General features: G+C 40.9%; 1 protein-coding gene and 1 pseudogene. Both read left to right on the top strand.

The window, feature by feature from the left end; genetic code table 11:
- Positions 1–708 (top strand): annotated as a pseudogene (locus ACFIKN_RS03960) (hypothetical protein); the annotation flags it as partial.
- Entirely contained in the window at positions 692–1,078 is a 387-nt protein-coding gene (locus ACFIKN_RS03955; protein WP_375657944.1) for a hypothetical protein, read from the top strand. The pseudogene ACFIKN_RS03960 and the gene ACFIKN_RS03955, both read left to right, overlap by 17 nt.
- Positions 1,079–1,270 lie beyond the last annotated feature (192 nt).

Here is a 1,270-nt window from a genome sequence, read left to right as displayed (position 1 = left end):
CAAGCTATAAAGAACCAGAATAAGAATATATATAAAAAAACTAAAACTAACGTTTTAGCAAAAAAAGAAATTGGTTCTGAAAGTTTAGAAACAAACGATTTGGTTGACGAGCCAACAGAGGTTGCTGCTGTTGAGACCACATCAGAACAAATCACAACGGGTGTAGACAACCAACATCCCATTCACGAACAAGAGAACGTTCCCAAAAAAGCAAAACGAGCGAAAGCTAATCGCGGTTGTCGATTGCCTGCGGATTTTGAACCCGATTACGATTTTGCCATTGCAGAGGGCTTGCCTCCAGAGCGCGTCAAAGTCGAAATCGCAAAGTTTCGAGATTACTGGCGTTCAAAAGCCGGAGCAAATGCAACCAAAATCGATTGGCAAGCAACATGGCGTAACTGGGTACGCAGGGCTATCGAGGGTTTAGAAAAAACGAAAAACACGAACAACAATGGTGGAAACAATGGAAACTTTTCAAAAGATCAAAGAACTCGCGGTGGTACCGGAGAGACAATCCGTAATCTTATCGGTGCAACACAGCTTAGTGACGCCTCTACAAGATACCGTGCAACAGATAGAGCGATGTGTAACTCTGGAATTCCCATGGACCTTGATCAATGGCAGTCAATTGACAAAAACCCTAGAGAAACAAGCTTTAGAAGCTTATCAGACTGTTCAAAACTTACTTACCTTGAAAGCATCTGTTGAAGACATAGCAGAAGCTCTTGATGTGCTTGAAGGTGGTTTGACAATGCAAAAAGTTTCTAATGCAGAAGCGCGTGCAAAGGCTTATATCGCTGCTCTTAACGGCATTTCACTCTGGTCTTTATTGCAAGCCGTTAAAAATCTTATACGTGGTGAGGCAAAAGGCATGTCCACAACATTTGTCCCCTCATGCGCTGATCTGGTGCAGTATTGTCGCGATTTAGAAAGCAGGCTTTATGGTGTTGCTGAGAAGGTTTTTATAGCAGTTGAAAATACGCGTAACCTAGCCTTAGGAGGCAAGCGCATTTCATTCATGAGAATAGGCAAGCCTAGTGAAGAGTGTCATGACAGTAGCAATTCTAAAGCGGCTTAAAACAGCAAACTAGTGAAAAGTGCTGATCATTTTACGATTAGGTATGTGTTTAAATCGACAAAAAGGTACCGTACAAAGCGATTTAAAGATTTTATGATAGAATCAACATCTGCAATATAAAACGCTCTGTACGGTCAAATTTTAGGTAAATAGACCAATTGGTAAAATTATGGACTAAAAACATGAGAATAT

This window comes from Bartonella sp. CL436QHHD, from assembly GCF_042195105.1.
In the GTDB taxonomy this organism is placed as follows: domain Bacteria; phylum Pseudomonadota; class Alphaproteobacteria; order Rhizobiales; family Rhizobiaceae; genus Bartonella.
The sequence above is the reverse complement of the archived record's forward strand: the minus strand, read 5'-3'. Positions and strand labels throughout refer to the sequence as shown.